Origin of the sequence: Algoriphagus locisalis, from assembly GCF_900116615.1 — a bacterium.
Taxonomy (GTDB): domain Bacteria; phylum Bacteroidota; class Bacteroidia; order Cytophagales; family Cyclobacteriaceae; genus Algoriphagus; species Algoriphagus locisalis.
Window position 1 is genome coordinate 535,373 of sequence record NZ_FPBF01000003.1, and the last position, 15,660, is coordinate 551,032.

Annotated in this window: 15 protein-coding genes; 12 read left to right on the plus strand and 3 right to left on the minus strand. The window is 41.1% G+C overall.

What is annotated here, in order from left to right; genetic code table 11:
- Positions 1 to 422: 422 nt before the first annotated feature.
- The 4 genes from BM386_RS11285 (at position 423) to BM386_RS11300 (ending at position 4,664) form a co-directional block, all read left to right on the plus strand.
- Complete coding sequence (locus BM386_RS11285) at positions 423 to 2,219, plus strand: BamA/TamA family outer membrane protein (protein WP_091693953.1); 1,797 nt, start codon at positions 423 to 425, stop codon at positions 2,217 to 2,219.
- Positions 2,220 to 2,262: 43 nt separating this feature from the next.
- Positions 2,263 to 2,619 (plus strand): helix-turn-helix domain-containing protein, encoded by a 357-nt coding sequence (locus tag BM386_RS11290; RefSeq protein WP_091693956.1) that lies wholly within the window; start codon positions 2,263 to 2,265, stop codon positions 2,617 to 2,619.
- Between the two features lie 98 nt (positions 2,620 to 2,717).
- Positions 2,718 to 3,719, plus strand: a complete 1,002-nt coding sequence (locus BM386_RS11295; RefSeq protein ID WP_091693958.1) for a sialidase family protein — start codon at positions 2,718 to 2,720, stop codon at positions 3,717 to 3,719.
- 18 nt (positions 3,720 to 3,737) lie between these two features.
- Entirely contained in the window at positions 3,738 to 4,664 is a 927-nt protein-coding gene (locus tag BM386_RS11300) for a dihydrodipicolinate synthase family protein (RefSeq protein ID WP_091693961.1), read from the plus strand.
- Between the two features lie 62 nt (positions 4,665 to 4,726).
- On the opposite strand, the gene BM386_RS11305 is transcribed toward BM386_RS11300, so the two are convergent.
- From BM386_RS11305 to BM386_RS11315, 3 genes are read right to left on the minus strand one after another with little or no spacing between them, the layout of a single operon-like run.
- On the minus strand, positions 4,727 to 6,112 hold the full coding sequence (locus tag BM386_RS11305; RefSeq protein ID WP_091693963.1) for an NAD(P)(+) transhydrogenase (Re/Si-specific) subunit beta: 1,386 nt from the start codon (positions 6,110 to 6,112) through the stop codon (positions 4,727 to 4,729).
- Positions 6,109 to 6,396 (minus strand): NAD(P) transhydrogenase subunit alpha part 2, encoded by a 288-nt coding sequence (locus BM386_RS11310; RefSeq protein WP_086501027.1) that lies wholly within the window; start codon positions 6,394 to 6,396, stop codon positions 6,109 to 6,111. The genes BM386_RS11305 and BM386_RS11310 overlap by 4 nt, the downstream gene beginning before the upstream one ends.
- Positions 6,397 to 6,415: 19 nt before the next feature.
- The gene (locus BM386_RS11315) at positions 6,416 to 7,540 is read right to left on the minus strand and encodes a Re/Si-specific NAD(P)(+) transhydrogenase subunit alpha (protein ID WP_091693966.1); all 1,125 of its coding nucleotides are present in this window, start codon (positions 7,538 to 7,540) and stop codon (positions 6,416 to 6,418) included.
- A 588-nt stretch (positions 7,541 to 8,128) separates the two neighbouring features.
- On the opposite strand from BM386_RS11315, the gene BM386_RS11320 reads away from it, so the two are divergent.
- The 8 genes from BM386_RS11320 (at position 8,129) to BM386_RS11355 (ending at position 15,624) form a co-directional block, all read left to right on the plus strand.
- Complete coding sequence (locus tag BM386_RS11320) at positions 8,129 to 9,589, plus strand: Gfo/Idh/MocA family protein (protein WP_091693969.1); 1,461 nt, start codon at positions 8,129 to 8,131, stop codon at positions 9,587 to 9,589.
- Positions 9,590 to 9,894: 305 nt separating this feature from the next.
- A complete protein-coding gene (locus BM386_RS11325; RefSeq protein WP_091693972.1) occupies positions 9,895 to 10,128 on the plus strand; it encodes a sialidase family protein in 234 nt (77 codons plus the stop codon).
- Between the two features lie 247 nt (positions 10,129 to 10,375).
- Positions 10,376 to 10,885: a heme-binding domain-containing protein gene (locus BM386_RS11330; RefSeq protein ID WP_091693974.1), complete on the plus strand. Its 510-nt coding sequence runs from the start codon at positions 10,376 to 10,378 to the stop codon at positions 10,883 to 10,885.
- Between the two features lie 60 nt (positions 10,886 to 10,945).
- Entirely contained in the window at positions 10,946 to 11,947 is a 1,002-nt protein-coding gene (locus tag BM386_RS11335) for a Gfo/Idh/MocA family protein (RefSeq protein WP_091693977.1), read from the plus strand.
- 144 nt (positions 11,948 to 12,091) lie between these two features.
- Positions 12,092 to 12,283, plus strand: coding sequence for an addiction module protein (locus BM386_RS11340; RefSeq protein ID WP_091693979.1), 192 nt, complete (start codon positions 12,092 to 12,094; stop codon positions 12,281 to 12,283).
- Positions 12,284 to 12,623: 340 nt separating this feature from the next.
- On the plus strand, positions 12,624 to 13,418 hold the full coding sequence (locus tag BM386_RS11345; RefSeq protein WP_091693982.1) for an SDR family NAD(P)-dependent oxidoreductase: 795 nt from the start codon (positions 12,624 to 12,626) through the stop codon (positions 13,416 to 13,418).
- A 359-nt stretch (positions 13,419 to 13,777) separates the two neighbouring features.
- The gene (locus BM386_RS11350; RefSeq protein ID WP_091693985.1) at positions 13,778 to 14,209 is read left to right on the plus strand and encodes a DUF1801 domain-containing protein; all 432 of its coding nucleotides are present in this window, start codon (positions 13,778 to 13,780) and stop codon (positions 14,207 to 14,209) included.
- A gap of 440 nt (positions 14,210 to 14,649) precedes the next feature.
- Positions 14,650 to 15,624 (plus strand): DUF3887 domain-containing protein, encoded by a 975-nt coding sequence (locus tag BM386_RS11355; RefSeq protein WP_091693988.1) that lies wholly within the window; start codon positions 14,650 to 14,652, stop codon positions 15,622 to 15,624.
- Positions 15,625 to 15,660: the final 36 nt, after the last annotated feature.

Genomic DNA, 15,660 nt, shown 5'->3' on the forward strand with positions numbered 1-15,660 from the left:
AATAACTATATTGCCTTTTTAAGGTATTTCTCAAAACAATAATAAATACACAACATTACAACAAATAATATAATCATTTGACAACATAAAAATAAATCACAGGGAACAAGTAAAAACTTGGTAATGCTTTTTTTGATAAAGAACTTTATAAACTGTAACGTGGTGTGCAGCCTTCATGACGTGGGACAATAACTTTACCTGTTTAAAATGAGGCTTATACCTTCTGACCACTTTGAAGGAAAAACTATGGCTGATATCAAAAAACTCATTCGTGTGAATCCTAAATTAGTTTTAGTCATTCTATTGAAGAATTTTAAGTTAAACTTATACAACTTTCATAATATTGGCAGAGAAAATGCGATAAAGAGATTATGTGCTCGAAAAATCCCAGCAGGATGCGCCTCTTTTTTCCATACTATCGCATGAGCAGATTCAAACTAACATTCAGCGTCATTTTATTCCTACATATGCTTTTAGGTATCTGCGTGAATCTTTTTGCCCAAAATGAGAATGACACGTCTAAAACCTCTATTACTAAGAAGGCCTTGGAGAAAGGAATGGATCTGATTACTCGATCAAACCGGGATTCAGTGTTGGTAGAAAAAGCGGAGGAGAAGTTCCTACCCTATGAAGGTAGAGTCATCCGAAATATCACGGTTGAAAACCTTGGTTTTGAGTTTTCAATCTACGGAACGGAAAAACCTATCGTGCAAAAAGTAGGCAGAATCGCAAACAAGCTTCACACCAATACCCGGGAGAAAACTATTCGTCAACATCTTTTTATAAAGCCAAACCAACTACTCAATCCTTACAAACTCGGCGATAACGAGCGATACCTAAGGGATCAATCCTTCATTCTGGAAAGCAGAATCGTGGTCACTCCCATCGAGGGAACAGACTCTGTGGATCTTGCGATAGTAACACGGGATATTTTCAGTTTCGGAGGTTCTCTTGGCGGCACCATTCCCACTTCCCCTTTATTAAAGGTGTATAATGCTAATTTGGATGGCAGAGGTCAGGGGTTTGAATTCGACATACTTTTTGATCATGACCGGACCCCGAAAGTAGGGATTGGGCTGGCATATACCAAAAGTAGCTTTTTAGGAAGTTTTGCGGATTTTACGGCCTATTACACTCAGTTAAATTCTGGAATCAGCGCAGGTGAGGAAAAGGAATTTGCAACGGGGTTCAGCCTGGAGCGTCCGCTGGTATCCCCATATTCCAAATTTGCAGGGGGCGCTGGATGGAGTCAAAACTGGTCACAAAATGTAGATTCTAGACCGGATTCAGTATTTCTCGCCTATAGATACAACATCATGGACTTCTGGATGGGCTATAACTTCGGTTCAAATAAAGCATTGCAAGACAGAAAGCGAGAGTTTCTGGCCCTTAGAGCCTTTGACGGATACTTCATTAACCAGCCAGATCAAGAAAATGTAATCGATGAAAGCAGATACAACGACAGCAAGGGGATTTTGGCAGAGTTTACTGTATATGAACAGGACTTTTTCAAGACCCAATATGTCTATGGTTTCGGACGGACGGAGGATATCCCCTCGGGTTATAACATCTCCACCACCTGGGGCTATACCAATACAATGGGTTTGAAACGCCCCTATGGAGATCTCAACATCAACTTTAAGAAAGCTTCCAAAAGCGGCAGCTTCTATGAATTCAATTTGAATGGGGCAAGCTATCTGCGAAAAGGAATTGAAGATGCAGTACTTCAGACTGGAGGCACCTATTATACCCAGGCATTTACCCTGGGGAATTACAAAATCAGGAATTCTGCGAGCATTCTATACACCCAGCTCTACAAACGAGTCACTAGCGACTGGTTGACTATCAGGAGCAATTTGATACCAGGCTTGCGAGTGGAAGAGGTGGATGCGACGCAGAGAATAGCACTTGGGTTTGAATCCAGCCTCTTTACTCCCTGGTCATTGATAGGCTTTAGGATCGCACCTTTTACTTCCTTCTATTGGGCCAAACTCAAGTGTTATACCTGTGAGGACAGATACCAGAATTTCACGGGTATCAGCTTGGGAATGCGAATTCGAAATGAGAACTTAATATTTGGAACCATAGAAATGAAAGGAACTTTCCTGCCTACCGATGATGAGGGCAATTCCAAATTTGCATTTAGCTTCAGAAAAAATCTGAGATTCAGGAAATCCGACATCTTTGTGACTGCACCGAATTTGATTGTTTATAATTAGAATCGTTGCTGGCAGAATCTATTCAACCTAAAAAACACTAGAGATGGAATTAAGTGTAATAAAGTCAGACGAACAATACAGCCAATACTTGGATTGGGTAGAGGAACAATTAGATTTGAAGATTTCAAAAGAATCCCCTGAAGGAAAAAAACTTGAGGTTGCTCTACTGATCATTAAAGAATATGAGGATCAAAATTTCCAAATCCCAACACCCGATCCTATAGAGATAATCAAACAAAAAATGGTGGAAATGGGGGTGAGAAATAAAGACCTTGTGGGTAAAGTGGGAAGTAAAGGATATATATCATCAATTTTAAATCGTAGGAAGCCTATGACTTTAGAAATTGCCAAAATATTTCACAAGGAATTAAATATTCCAGCGGAGGTTCTTTTACCTTAATTTTAGATAAAGCCTTTCCTTTCAACTTACAGGTGAGTACGGGATACTAACCATGCTTGTAAGGCATAATTTATAATGACCAATTCGATATCTTATTCATGAAAACCCTACTTTTCATCCTTACTCTCTTCAGTTTTTTCCCCAAAAATGAAACGCCTACCGTGAAAATCCTATCCTCTGGATTTATCTACGAAGAGGCTCCCTTCCCTTCCTGTCACGCCTCCACTTTAGCAGAAACTGATCGGGGAATTTTAGCTTCCTGGTTTGGAGGAACTTACGAAAGGCACCCAGATGTGAGCATTTACACTTCTCTTTTAGCAAATGGAAAGTGGTCAAAACCAGAAATGGTTGCCGATGGAGTAGAAAACAAAGACTTTAGAAATCCGACCTGGAATCCGGTTTTATACAAAAGTCCTGCTGGAAAAATCTTCCTTTTTTACAAAGAAGGGCCAAACCCAAGAGAATGGTGGGGACTTTATAAAACTTCTGATGACGAAGGAAAAACCTGGTCAAAAGCAATTCAAATTCCTCCAGGAATGCTTGGACCAGTGAAAAACAAAGCAGTGCTTTTAGGAGATGGTACTCTTCTTCACCCATCTAGCTTCGAAACCAACGGTGTCTGGAGCATGCATGTGGAAACTACTACTGCAGAAGGTCTGAACTGGAAAAAAACAGGGATCGACAATGGAGAGTTTCATGCGATTCAACCTACTATTTTGAAGTATCCAAACAACAAGCTCCAAATGCTTGCCCGAACTCAGGAAGATGTGATAGGCTCGACTTGGTCGATGGACGGAGGTAAAACCTGGTCCAAAGTAGAATCCACCGGCTTGATTCACAACAACTCAGGAATTGATGCCGTGACTTTACAAAGTGGCATCCAATTACTTCTCTGCAATCCCATCAAAGACGGAAGGAATAAACTATCCCTGATGATGTCTATGGACGGAGTAAATTGGGAAGAGATTTATGTATTGGAAGATCAGCCAAAAGGAGAATTCAGTTATCCTGCTATCATTCAGGCAAAAGATGGCTCTATTCACTTAACCTACACCTACAATAGAGAGAAAATAAAATATGTTTCTCTTAAATTGGAATAATCGTTCAACCCTATTTTTATGTTCTTCTCCCAACCTTTTCGAGGGATCATTCCTCCTATGATTACCCCGCTGAATTCGGATTTTTCTTTGGATGAAAAAAGTCTTGGACTTCTGATTGAGCATATGATTTCCGGCGGGGTTCATGGAATTTTTATTTTGGGTACCACAGGTGAATTTGCCAGCATGAGTTCTAGTGTTAAAAAACAGTTGATTGAAGTGACCTGCCAAAAAGTTGATCAACGAATTCCTGTGTTAGTGGGGATAAGTGACTGTTCGTTTCAGGAAAGTTTGGATTTGGCGGCATATGCCAAGGAAGCCGGAGCAGACATCCTGGTTGCGACCAATCCATATTACATGAATATTGGGCAGGAGGAGTTGGTGTTCTACTTTTCCAAGTTGGCAGATGAAGTGGAGCTGCCACTTTTTCTTTACAATATGCCTTCTCATACCGGGATAACTATTGATTTGAAAACTGTAAAACAGCTGGTTGACCACCCGAATATCATTGGAATCAAAGACAGTTCAGGAGATCAAAAATACTTTGAAAGCCTTTGCGACACCTTCAGGGAACACCCAGAATTCACGGTTTTGGTAGGCCCAGAGGAACTATTGGTAGAAACTATGAACATGGGAGGGCATGGGGGAGTCACCGGTGGAGCAAATCTCTTCCCTTCTCTTTACGTCAAACTTTTTGAAGCGATTGAATATCAGGATAAGGCAAGAATGAAAATCCTTAATGAAACTGTCCAATTTCTTAGCAAGAGTCTATACAGCCACGGCACTTACAAATCAAATTATTTAAAGGGTTTGAAAGCCTCATTATCCTTTGAAGGCTTATGCCAAAATGTGTTAGCCTTGCCGCTAAGTGCCTTCAATGAATCTGAAATAGCAGATTTAAAGGAAAAATATGAAGCAGTAAAAGAAGCTGTTTCAAATTCCCTTTAAAAAATAAAGGCTACCTGGAAATCCAGATAGCCCCGTTCTATAGGTTTGAGATAAATTGGTACTTACATTTCCTTCATTTCGGATACCACTTTGGTGATAGTTTGCTTCGCATCTCCGAAAAGCATCAAGCAATTTGGATAGCCAAAGAGCTCATTCTCCACTCCCGCATAGCCTTTACCCATACTTCTCTTGCAGACGATTACCGTTCTGGCTTTATCTGCATTCAAGATAGGCATGCCATAAATCGGACTTTGAGGATTGTTTCGAGCCGCTGGATTTACCACGTCATTTGCTCCCACGATAAGCACCAAATCTGTGTTTGGGAATTCATCGTTGATGGACTCCATTTCGATCAGTTTGTCGTAAGATATATTTGCTTCTGCCAGCAACACATTCATGTGTCCCGGCATTCTTCCTGCCACTGGGTGAATAGCAAATTTGAAGTCAATATTTCTCTTTTCACATTGCTCCATCAACTCTCGGATCACGTGCTGAGCCTGAGCAACAGCCATTCCGTATCCAGGAACTACGATCACTGAAGAAACTCCATCAAATAACATAGCCGTTTCCTCTACTCCAATTTCCTTTACTGTGATTGATGGACCATCTCCTTGTGCCTCATTCACGGTCTGTCCAAATCCCCCAAGCAACACATTGATCAAGGATCGGTTCATGGCTTTACACATAATCTGCGTGAGGATTATCCCCGATGCTCCGACTAGTGAACCGGCAACGATCAATACATTATTATTTAGGATAAAACCAGTCGCACAAGCTGCCATTCCTGAGTAAGAATTCAGTAAGGAAATCACCACGGGCATATCTGCTCCTCCTATAGGAATCACAGTCAAAACACCCAAAAGCAATGCAATGACAATCAAGATAATGATCAGCATTGGGTCAGTTTGGTCCATTACAGTAAAGACTGCAGCTGTCAAGAATCCTAAAAACAAGATTAAGTTTATTGCATGCTGACCTTTGAATGTGATAGGAGATCCCGAGATATTCCCATTCAATTTCAGATAGGCGATAAGTGATCCTGTAAATGTCAGACCGCCTATAAATACCGAAACTATAATACTGATTACCGTCACCAATTCGATGGATTCCATATTTACTTCTGTACGAAGGAAATAATCCGAAAGTGCTACGGAGAAGGAGGCTAAACCACCGAAACCGTTGAAAATCGCAACCATCTCCGGCATTTTAGTCATCTCAACTTTATTGGCGTAATAAAGGCCAATCGCAGCTCCCAGAACTATACAGCCCAAAATCTCAACCAGTGAAATGGCATCAATCTGAACTAAGGTGGCCAAAATGGCTATAAACATCCCAAGCGCTGAAAGACGGTTACCCTGTCTTGCTGACTTGGTCTTGTTCATCATTTTCATCCCCAGGACAAACAATACTGAGGCAATCAAATAGGCTAATTCTATGGCTATACTCATTTTTTCTTGAACATTTTAAGCATACGATCTGTGACAGTGTAGCCGCCGACTACGTTGATGGTGGCGAGCACCAAGGCTACCATTCCCAGCCATTTGCTGAGGGTGGTGTAGCCCATTTCGTTACAGGCTAAAAGCGCTCCCACGATGGTAATGCCGGAAATGGCATTCGAACCGGACATCAATGGCGTATGCAAGGTTGGGGGAACTTTTGCGATTAGCTCAAACCCCAGGAAACTTGCCAGTACAAGTATATAAATCAGAATAATCAGTGCTTCTGAGCTCATAAGTTGAAAAGGTTAATTCTTAGTTATTTAATATTTTATTGGTGAATTCATGCACCACCTGACCCTCAAAAGTGATCAAAACACCTTTGGTGATTTCTTCTTCCCGGTCTAGATTAAATCCATCTTTGCTAGCCAAATGCAGCAATAAGGTACTGATGTTTGTCGCATAAAGCTGAGAGGCATTGGTGGACATAAGCGAAGGCAAATTGGATTCGCCGATAATAGTCACGCCATGCTTTTGCACGATTTTATCCTTTTCGGAGATTTCACAATTCCCGCCTGACTCCACAGCCATATCCACGATCACCGCTCCTTTTTTCATGGTTTTCACCATTTCCTCAGTCACTAGAATCGGAGACTTTTTCCCCATGACCAAAGCCGTGGTAATCACCAGATCCGAATCCTTGATCTTACTTTGAATGAGTTCTTTCTGCTTTTGCAAAAACTCAGCAGAAACCTCCGCAGCATAGCCACCTTCCACTTTCACCTCTTCTGCTCCTTCCACTGTCAAAAACCTACCTCCAAGAGATTCCACTTGCTCCTTGGTTTCGGGGCGTACATCAGATACTTCGACGACTGCGCCCAATCGCTTGGCAGTAGCAATGGCCTGCAACCCAGCCACACCTGCTCCGAAAATCAACACCTTAGCTGGCGTAATTGTACCAGAAGCAGTCATCATCAAAGGGAATATCTTCTCCAGATAGTTCGCTCCCAAAATCACCGATTTATATCCAGCCAGATTGGCCTGAGAACTCAAGCAGTCCATTTTTTGGGCTCTGGAAATCCTCGGAACCGCATCCATAGCAAAGGAAGTGATGGATTTCTTATTCAATTCCGCAAGTATTTCCGGATGGTTATAGGCATACATAATAGACATGCATGCGCTTCCAGTCTTCATTTGAGCTATTTCTTCTTTGGTAAAGATGTTGACCTTGAGCAAAATATCTGAGTCAAAAACCTCAGCTTCACTACCAATGACAGCGCCCGCTTCGGCAAAGTCTTGATCTGAGAAATTGGATCCTAACCCAGCACCTTGCTGTACTGCGACTTGAAACTCCTTCTTGATTAATTGCTTGATGACATCAGGACTCAGCGCCACCCTTTTCTCTCCTTCTTTGGTTTCCTTTAGAACTCCTATTTTCATTTCAGGCTAGTTGAATTGTTTGTTTCATGCTTATTGCATTTCAATATATTCAAAGAAACTGGCTTTTTTTTGCAATGGCTACCTGCTTTATACTGATTTATTACTATTTCATGATATTTTCTATTGCGAAATAATATTTTAGTAAAATTAAACTTAAACCAAAAAACACTGAAATCACAAATAATACCATCGATTGCACATTGATTTTTACCCAGATCTCCCTCTTTACTCTCGTTTTTTTTAAAGAACTACCTGCTCAATACCCCTCATTATAAAATCACTGTTTTTTGGAGCTTTTTTAAGCATTACCATTGATCCTTTGATAATGAGCGTTCGAAAACAATCAGGATTATTACAAAAAAATAAATCCCTATTTTTAGAATAGTAAAAAAATAAATCCGTTTTTCTGCCAGAAACACTTCCTAAACTAGGTAGCTAATGGTAATTATAGACAATTCGGCAAGTAGGTTGCTTTGCATCTTCGCCTTCCGTCGGTGAGTTATCTTCCCGCTAAATGCAAATGGATTTTTGACATCTGAAATCAAGCTTATAAGAATACTGATTAATAGACCTTAAACACTTAACCTTATGCAAAACCCTAAGAAAAATCCTGAAGGACAAAGCCGCCGGGATTTTATCAAAAATGCAGCAATTGCATCCTCTTTTATGATTGTTCCACGCCACGTGCTGGGCGGAGTAGGATTTATTTCTCCAAGTGATCAACTGAATCTGGCAGCCATCGGCGCTGGCGGAAAAGGGGCAAGCGATATCAGAAATGCCTCAGTAAACGGCAGAGAACGTGTAGCAGCTCTTTGTGATGTTGATTTTTCCGGTTCAGCCAAAGCTTCTGTAGAGAGATTCCCAGATGCTAAGCGTTATGCTGATTTCCGCGAAATGCTCGATAAAGAAAAGGACATCGATGCAGTGACCATTTCTACTCCGGATCACGTGCATGGTCCAGCAGCCAAATATGCCATGGAGCGTGGCAAGCATGTCTATGTGCAGAAGCCTATGACACATAACATCAAGGAGGCGAGAATGCTTACCGAGATGGCAAGAAGCCAGAAAGTAGTAACCCAAATGGGGAATCAAGGTGGTTCGAACGAGCTCTTGAAACTTGTCCAAAAATGGGTGGATGAGGATAAAATCGGAAAAATCTCAAAAGTGGAAGTGTGGACAAACAGACCAGTATGGCCTCAAGGTGGAGCTTTTCCTAAGCCAAACCCAAGTGCAAAGCCTGATGCGCTGAACTGGGACTTGTGGTTAGGCCCATCCCCGGAGATCCCTTATACCCCAGAACTTCATCCATTCAGCTGGAGAGGCTGGTGGAATTATGGCACAGGAGCATTAGGTGATGTAGGATGCCACCTAATTGATATTCCATTTAGAACCTTAGGCTTACATTATCCAACAGATGCTGAATGTAGCGTCGGGTCAGTTTACAGTGGTATGTGGACTCCAGATTATCATCCTGATGGATGTCCGGCATCTTCCTTTATTTCCTTGAATTTTGCAGCAACTCCAAAAAGCAAGTCACCTATCAATATGACTTGGATGGATGGTGGTATCAAACCAGCCCACCCAGACATTATTCCTGCAGATCAGGAAATCGGTGGCGGAGCAAATGGCGTACTGATCATCGGTGACAAGGGAATCATCGCTACTAATATCAATGACTCATCTCCGCTGATGCCAAAACTATACCTGAACGATGGCACGCAAGAGTTTGGCCCACAAACTGAAGAAAACATTGAACCTGAGTATGGCCACCAGAGAAAATGGGTGGATGCATGTAAGGCAGGATTCGGAAGTGAAGAGCACAAGGGCTTGACATCTTCATTCGACTATGCCGGACCGATGACAGAAACTGTACTGATGGGTAATCTTGCTATCCGTAGCTACATGCTCCGCAGAGAAAACTCCAGAGGACAGATGGAATTCTACGGCAGAAAGAAACTACTCTGGGATGGAGATAAATTGCTGATTACAAACTTCGAAGACGCCAACCAATTTGTTGGCAGAACCTACAGGGAAGGTTGGGAAATGTAATTTATTCCGATAATTGAATCATTCGAAACCCGTTCAAGTTGTTGTTGGACGGGTTTCGATATTTTAATAAAGTACACTAATTCATCCTGCACAATAATTTTCCAAACCAAGCACGAGCACGCTCTCTAACTAATAGAGTTGCGAGGTTCATTCTTGGCTGGGAAATGAAATTGAAATGTTAAGATCAAAAAAGATAGTTTAAAAAGAAGTTTTAAAAAAAATTGGATTTTATCCATAAATACTTTGCTTAGTTTTTTTTTAGACGACAAGCATTCTTAGATTGTCGGGATTTAAATAATTAATAAATGGCACAAATGATTAAAAAGGGGAAAGAACTAATACGTATTTGCCCAACCAACACGCTTAAACTTGAATATTCTGTAGATGAGGGAGAAACTTGGTCTTTACGTTACATGGGAAATCCAGCAAGTCCAGGTGAATTTTCAGATTTAGCGGATGGAGGCAAAGAACTTTTGGCAGAAGGCCCTAAAGGAAGTTTTTACTCTAAAAACAAAGGTAAATCCTGGCATAAAAAATAATCATCGTTGGCGGAAGTTCTTAAGTCTTTAGCAGTCAAATCTTGGACTTTGAGAATTCCCCCAATTAATATGACTAGTACATTCTTTACTTTAACCTTTCGACAATAAGTAGGAATGAAATAAAAATCTTACGAAAGACTGATCCAACTTTAACTCCGGGTAAAAAAGAACTAAACCTTAAAGATATTACCCTTCATTACTTAAACCTTTTCTACCATTACATCACTGACAAGAAATTCTTTAAGCCATGTTGAAAAAAATCGGATTAGTCATTTTAATCGTTTTAATAGCTATTCAGTTTATTCCCTACGAAAAAAACGAGGGAAATCCTGCAGAACACCCTATCTCTGGCAGCTACGATATCCCTGACAATGTGAACAAGTTGCTGGTCAATGCCTGCAATAACTGTCATACAAACACATCAGAATATCCTTGGTACGCTAGCATAGAGCCTGTGGGGTATTGGCTCAATCAACACATTCAGGATGGCAAAAGACACCTGAATTTTGATGAATTCACCAATCGACCGCTAGCTTATCAAAACCATAAGTTGGAAGAAACCATAGAAATGGTAGAGGAAAAAGAGATGCCCTTGGAGTCTTACACCTATTTTGGACTGCATCCAGAAGCGAATCTTTCTGACGCTGACCGGCAGTTGATTATCGATTGGGCAAAAGATCAAATGGCATACCTCAAGGCTACTTACCCTGCGGATAGCTTGGTGATGAAAAGAAGAAGCCCTCCTCCGGCTAATTAACAAGCCATTCATTCAAATCATCAAAAGCCTGATATTGGACACAGGCATTATTTTTATACCATGAGCAAAATCCAAGATACCGAAGTGAGATGGGGAATTCTAGGCGTAGGAAATGTCTGCGAAGTCAAATCAGCGCCTGCCATGAACCTCATCCCAAACAGTAAAATTGAGGCGGTGATGCGCCGTTCGGAAGAAAAAGTAATAGACTACGCCCAACGGCATGGAATCGCAAAGTGGTACACGTCTGCAGCTGACCTGATCAACGATCCCAAAGTCAATGCGATCTACATCGCCACCCCTCCTAGTGCACACCTGGAACTGGCATCACTTGCCGCAGCAGCTGGCAAGCCTGTTTATGTGGAAAAGCCGATGGCAAGAACCCATCAGGAATGTCTGGACATGATTGCAGTTTGTGAAAAAGCAAATGTGCCCTTATACGTAGCTTATTACCGTAGAGCTTTGCCTCACTTCCGTAAAATCAAGGAATTAATTACTGATGGAACTCTGGGAGAAATCCGTTCTGTCCATATCAATCTCAAGCAAAAGCTGGATGCTTCTTTAATCACTAAAGTGGAGACCAATTGGCGGGTGGATCCAGAACTCGCTGGGGGTGGATACTTCTTTGATCTGGCTTCCCATCAGCTTGACTTAATGGATTTTTTCTTTGGGAAAATTACCCATGCTTCAGGTTTTTGCTCCAATCAAGCAGGAACCTATGAAGCTGAAGACATTGTCGTTGGAAGTTTTGTGTTTGAAAGCGGGGTTCTCGGAACCGGAAACTGGTGCTTTACAACTTCTGAAAATGCAGAATTAGATCAAACCATCATCTACGGAAGTAAGGGAAAAGTAAGTTTTGAGACCTTTGGCAAAGGAGAATTTGAGTTGGAGCTTGATGGAAAAGCAGCTGAAAAACTCTCATTTGAACTTCCTAAGCACATTCAACAACCGTTGATCGAAACTATAGTAGCAGATCTACTTGGTACTGGAACCTGCCAAAGCACAGGAATCAGCGGAGCAAGAGCGAACTGGGTGATGGATCAACTGGTGAAGAAGAGAGTATAATTTACCACGGTGAGCACAGAGAGTAACGCAGAGGGCGCAGTTCCTTCGCCTCGGTTTGTGTCTCACAAACCGAAAGGTATAAGAAACTTAATCAAACGTAAAAATCGTTAACTTTATCTGACACCTATTAAAGAGCATTTAAATATGGACGTACCATCTATTAAAATTGATCTTATCCATTGGCTTACCCAACTTCAGGACAAGTCTATCCTTAAGCAACTTCAAGGACTCAAAGAGCAACAGGAAAGCACTTTTGATTTAAGTGTGGAACAAGTTGAGGAGCTGGACAGTAGGCTTGATAAATATAAAAATGGAGAAATGAAATTTTCTTCATAGGACAAAGTAAAAGAAAGGGTACGAAGCCGAGCTGAAGATGCCCTAGGGAAAGCAAATCCACTTTTTATAGAATGAGAAAAAGAATTCTTTTCTTAATTATTCCCTAGTTTTTTTCATAATGACCGGAATATTAGTAGTCATCTTCGCCTCGGTTTGTGTCTTCACAAACCGAAATGAATTTAAAACTTAAGCCGTTCGTGAGACACGAACGGCGGCAATCTCAGCAAATAATTTTTCTAGATTTTAGCCTTCTTTCGAATTTTCTGGCCTCCCCTTCAGTTTACTCTAGCATGCAGCTACTCACTGCTTTTCAACTAGTCATTTTTAATAATCAGAAACAATGGATTTAAAATTAGAAGACAAAAAAGCATTTATCAGTGGATCTACAGCAGGAATTGGTTTTGCTACCGCAAAGCGGTTCCTGATAGAAGGAGCCACCGTAGTCATCAATGGGAGAACTCAAGAAAGTGTAGATAAAGCAATTGCTGCCCTTAAATCAGAAACTGGCTCTGATAAAATAAGTGGAATACCTGCTGATTTCTCTAAAGTAGAAGAAGTGGACAATTTGCTAAAGCAACTTCCTGAAGTAGATATTTTGATCAACAATGCCGGGATATTTGAGCCAAAGGCATTTGCTGAAATTCCTGACGAAGACTGGTTCAGATTCTTTGAATTGAATGTTCTGAGTGGGATCCGTCTTTCCAGACAGTATTTCCCAAAAATGCTTGCAAAGAACTGGGGCAGAATAATTTTCATTTCCAGCGAATCGGGCGTTTTCATTCCTGACGAAATGATCCATTACGGGATGACCAAAACCGCTCAATTGGCTGTATCAAGAGGTTTGGCAGAATTAACTAAGGGCTCAAATGTGACTGTAAACGCGATTTTGCCTGGCCCTACCAAATCAAAAGGGGTTGGTAAATTCATTGAAGACTTGTCAGAATCAAGTGGTAAATCAGTTGCAAAAGTGGAAGAAGAATTCTTTCAAGACATGCGACCTACTTCATTGATTCAGCGTTTCGCTGCTGTAGAAGAAGTGGCGGATACCGTAGTATATTATTCCAGCCCACTGGCATCAGCAACCAACGGTGCGGCCATCCGAGTTGAAGGAGGATTGGTAAAATCTATTATCTAGAGAGTCGCAGTTCTCAAATCATTTTCAAACCGAAAGTGGTTTCAATCGGAAAGCCCTGTCTTATTGCGAGGCAGGGCTTTTTTTGATTAAAGATCATCAAGGAGATTTTCGCAGAGAATGCCGATATCCTGCTTCTCCAGAAGCTGGGTTTGACTAGTTATTGCTTTTCACGACATTTTGCAGCTTCTGGGGGAGCATTAGTAAAAGAATCGCCTGTTCAACAACATAGAAAACCTTCGGAGAAATTACAACCTTCATCAATACCAAAAAACACCACACAAAACCTTCACATCGGTATTTGTAAAGTTTTTATCTTTAACATATAATGCCTGACAACATGAGCAAAATAATCTTCGATAATGGCAACAAAAAACAAAACCACAGAAACAGAAGTCAGTGTAAGTGATTTCATAGCATCATTCGTTGAAAGCGAACAAAAGAAAACCGACAGCTTCAAGCTTATAGAACTGATGCAGGAATGGTCTGGATATGAAGCTAAAATGTGGGGACCGAGCATCATCGGTTTTGGCTCACATCACTATAAATATGCAAGCGGTCATGAAGGAGACATGCCATTGATTGCATTTTCACCGCGCAAAGCAGCCTTCTCCTTTTATATCTATACCAGCGCAGAAGAAAGCAAATTGCTTTTGAAAAACCTTGGTAAGTTCAAGATGGGAAAAGCCTGCATTTATGTGAATAAGCTTGCAGATATAGACTTGGGCGCACTAGAGCAGCTTTGCAAAGCTGCCATTGCTTTTCTCCAGAAACACCCCGAAACTGCTTGCTAAAAATCATTTAGATCAACTCTTCCTCATCTGAGCCTAGAACAGGGGCCGAGGCTGCTAGGCGTAGTTTGACAACCCTGCATCCTGCCCTCTTACTAAACAGCTTTTCTAAAGCTGTTTTAAACGCTCGATCCTACCTTTATATCCAATCCAATTTCTCATTGGTGAGCCGTGTCAATATCAATTAAAAATTGATCAGAATTTAAGGGTGAAGTTGCCAACTTCACCCAGCATAAACCTCAAACTCTCTACTGGACCCAGAGAGCGCAATAGACTTCGCCGAGCTGGGGTGAAGTTTCAAACTTCACTCAGCCCCACTCCAAACCCTACCTTTTTTAACTAAGATTTGTAGGATAATAAAAGGAGGTGTAATTTGAAGAGATCATTACACGTACCAAACCTCATCCACACCAGCCTAAACCTCCACAATCCCTAACTTCAAAATGAACATCCTCAAGAATCTGTCCCTACTAGCATTTTTTCTTATCCCATTTATAAGCTTTGGGCAAGGTGAGAAAGAAACCTACAGAAAAGTAACGGCTGAATTTGAACAATATTTTAATGCTGATGAATATCAGAAGATATTTAACCTATTCTCTTCACAAATGAAAGCGGCTTTACCGATAGAGAAGACCACAGAATTTGTAAAGGGAATCAAAAGTCAGGCTGGTTCTATTGAAAAGATGGAATTCATCAGGTACGAAAATGGCACCTATGCTTCGTATAAGACAAATTTTGAGCGAGCCGTTTTTGCTGTCAATATTTCGGTTGACGGAGATAATAAAATAAATGGCTTGTTTGTAAAGCCTTATCAAGAAAATAAACTCCCAACCCTTGCTCGGAACGAAACCCAATTAATCCTGCCATTCAAGGGGGAATGGACGGTGTTTTGGGGTGGCGACACCAAGGAATTGAATTATCATGTAGAAAATGTCGCTCAGAAAAATGCTTTTGACATCTTGATCACAGACGAAAGTGGGAAATCCTATAAAACAGACGGGAAGCAAAATGAAGACTACTATGCCTTTGGCAAAGAACTGATTGCTCCTGCAGATGCAGAAGTTGTGCTGGTCGTGGATGGTGTCAAAGACAATGTGCCAGGTGAGCTGAATCCGATTTACATACCCGGTAATACGGTTATTTTAAAGACTGCAAACAATGAATTCTTATTCTTTGCACATTTCAAACAAAACTCCATTGTAGTAAAACAAGGTCAACAAGTAAAACAAGGCGAGTTATTAGGTCTTTGTGGCAATTCGGGCAATTCTTCAGAAGCCCACCTACATTTCCATATACAGAATGTAGAAGACATGACCAAAGCTACCGGAGCGAAAGCCTTTTTTGAGGAAATAATGGTGAATGGAGAATTGAAAACGGATTACTCACCCATAAAAGGGGAGAAAATCAAAAATCCTTAAAACCATAAGCTGTCTAAGGCATGGATACTTTTTAGT

Bases quoted from the DNA above. Each gene is read 5' to 3' on its own strand.
- BM386_RS11300 (WP_091693961.1), top strand. From the start codon at position 3,738: ATGTTCTTCTCCCAACCTTTTCGAGGGATCATTCCTCCTATGATTACC.
- BM386_RS11305 (WP_091693963.1), bottom strand. From the start codon at position 6,112: ATGAGTATAGCCATAGAATTAGCCTATTTGATTGCCTCAGTATTGTTT.
- BM386_RS11320 (WP_091693969.1), top strand. From the start codon at position 8,129: ATGCAAAACCCTAAGAAAAATCCTGAAGGACAAAGCCGCCGGGATTTT.
- BM386_RS11315 (WP_091693966.1), bottom strand. From the start codon at position 7,540: ATGAAAATAGGAGTTCTAAAGGAAACCAAAGAAGGAGAGAAAAGGGTG.
- BM386_RS11335 (WP_091693977.1), top strand. From the start codon at position 10,946: ATGAGCAAAATCCAAGATACCGAAGTGAGATGGGGAATTCTAGGCGTA.
- BM386_RS11310 (WP_086501027.1), bottom strand. From the start codon at position 6,396: ATGAGCTCAGAAGCACTGATTATTCTGATTTATATACTTGTACTGGCA.
- BM386_RS11290 (WP_091693956.1), top strand. From the start codon at position 2,263: ATGGAATTAAGTGTAATAAAGTCAGACGAACAATACAGCCAATACTTG.
- BM386_RS11340 (WP_091693979.1), top strand. From the start codon at position 12,092: ATGGACGTACCATCTATTAAAATTGATCTTATCCATTGGCTTACCCAA.
- BM386_RS11285 (WP_091693953.1), top strand. From the start codon at position 423: ATGAGCAGATTCAAACTAACATTCAGCGTCATTTTATTCCTACATATG.
- BM386_RS11330 (WP_091693974.1), top strand. From the start codon at position 10,376: ATGTTGAAAAAAATCGGATTAGTCATTTTAATCGTTTTAATAGCTATT.
- BM386_RS11345 (WP_091693982.1), top strand. From the start codon at position 12,624: ATGGATTTAAAATTAGAAGACAAAAAAGCATTTATCAGTGGATCTACA.
- BM386_RS11295 (WP_091693958.1), top strand. From the start codon at position 2,718: ATGAAAACCCTACTTTTCATCCTTACTCTCTTCAGTTTTTTCCCCAAA.
- BM386_RS11350 (WP_091693985.1), top strand. From the start codon at position 13,778: ATGGCAACAAAAAACAAAACCACAGAAACAGAAGTCAGTGTAAGTGAT.
- BM386_RS11355 (WP_091693988.1), top strand. From the start codon at position 14,650: ATGAACATCCTCAAGAATCTGTCCCTACTAGCATTTTTTCTTATCCCA.
- BM386_RS11325 (WP_091693972.1), top strand. From the start codon at position 9,895: ATGGCACAAATGATTAAAAAGGGGAAAGAACTAATACGTATTTGCCCA.